The organism is Pseudanabaena biceps PCC 7429 (assembly GCF_000332215.1).
In the GTDB taxonomy this organism is placed as follows: domain Bacteria; phylum Cyanobacteriota; class Cyanobacteriia; order Pseudanabaenales; family Pseudanabaenaceae; genus Pseudanabaena; species Pseudanabaena biceps.
Genome location: NZ_ALWB01000400.1, coordinates 1 through 1,948, shown reverse-complemented (window position 1 = coordinate 1,948; position 1,948 = coordinate 1). Strand labels below are relative to the sequence as shown.

The 1,948-nt window shown below is 38.1% G+C and carries 1 protein-coding gene; it reads right to left on the bottom strand.

Translation table 11 applies throughout. The features are described 5' to 3' along the window. A partial coding sequence (locus PSE7429_RS26470) for a hypothetical protein (protein WP_009629751.1) occupies positions 1-1,948 on the bottom strand: 1,948 nt, incomplete at both ends.

Genomic DNA, 1,948 nt, shown 5'->3' with positions numbered 1-1,948 from the left:
AATAGGTGGAATATCATCGGAAGATCTTTGGATCTCAGTGGTTTGAGAATCTAAGACAGGTTGAATGGTAAAGTCGGACTCTCTTTGGATCGTGCGATCGCTTTGAGTAATATTATCTAGCCGAGCTATATCAGTTTGATTGCGATCGATAGGAGCAGAATAATCTGCATTAACTCTTGCTTGAATATTGCGATCGCTTTCTAATGGAGTATTGTTTACAGTCGGTAAAACAATTGGCAAATTTGGTAAATCAGCAGTATCAACTTGCCTTTGAACTACCTGATTTATATCGTTGGACTGGTTATCTAGTATTTCTGAAATAGGCTGATCGGAAGTTGATGTGCTTGGAATTGGTGAAGCATTATCATTAGATCTTTGGATTTGAGGAGAATTAATTGATTCAATATTTGAGATAACTTGTCTTTGGATTTCAGTGGTTTGAGAAGGTTGAATGGTAAAGTCGGACTCTCTTTGGATCGTGCGATCGCTTTGAGTAATACCATCTGTCTGCTCTATATCAGGTTGACTGCGATCAATAGGAGCAAGATCGTTAGTCTTTTTCTGTATAGCAGTATCAACTTGCCGTTGGAATACCTGATTTGTATCGTTGGACTGGTTATCTAGTATTTCTGCAATGGGTTGATCGGAAGTTAATGCGTTTTGAATAGGTGGAATATCATCGGAAGATCTTTGGATCTCAGTGGTTTGAGAATCTAAGACAGGTTGAATGGTAAAGTCGGGCTCTCTTTGGATCGTGCGATCGCTTTGAGTAATATTATCTAGCTGAGCTATATCAGGTTGATTGCGATCGATAGGATTAGGATCATTAGTCTGCCTTTGTATAGCATCAGTTTGCGATAAATTAATATCTTGGGCAATAGCTCGAATAGGAGCAGAATAATCTGCATTAACTCTTGCTTGAATATTGCGATCGCTTTCTAATGGAGTATTGTTTACAGTCGGTAAAACAATTGGCAAATTTGGTAAATCAGAAGCATCAACTTGCCTTTGAACTACCTGATTTGTATCGTTGGACTGGTTATCTGGTATTTCTGCAATGGGTTGATCGGAAGTTGATGTGCTTGGAATTGGTGAAGCATTATCATTAGATTTTTGGATTCGAGGAGAATTATTTAATTCAATATCGTTTGAGATAACTTGCCTTTGGATCTCAGTACTTTGAGAATCTAAGATAGGTTGAATGGTGTCGGACTCTCTTTGGATCGTGCGATCGCTTTGAGTAATACCATCTAGCCGAGCTATATCAGTTTGATTGCGATCGATAGGAGCAGAATAATCTGCATTAACTCTTGCTTGAATATTGCGATCGCTTTCTAATGGCAAACTTGGTAAATCAGCAGCATTAACTTGTCTTTGGACTACCTGATTTATATCGTTGGACTGGCTATCTAGTATTTCTGCAATGGGATGATCGGAAGTTGATGTGCTTTGGATTGGCGAAGCATTATCATTAGATCTTTGGATTTGAGGAGAATTAATTGATTCAACATCGTTTGAGATAACTTGTCTTTGGATTTCAGTGGTTTGAGAATCTAAGATAGGTTGAATGGTAAAGTCGGACTCTCTTTGGATCGTGCGATCGCTTTGAGTAATACCATCTAGCCGAGCTATATCAGGTTGATTGCGATCAATAGGAGCAAGATCGTTAGTCTGTCTTTGTATAGCATTGGTTTGAGATAAATTAATATCTTGAGCAATATATCGAATAGGAGCAGAATAATCTGCATTGACGCTTGTTTGAATATTGCGATCGCTTTCTAAAGGAGTATTATTTACAATTGGCAAATCAGTAGTATCAACTTGCCGTTGGACTACCTGATTTATATCGTTGGACTGGTTATCTGGTATTTCTGCAATAGGTTGATTAGAAGTTGATGTGCTTGGAATTGGTGAAGCATTATCATTAGATTTTTGGATTCGAGGAGAA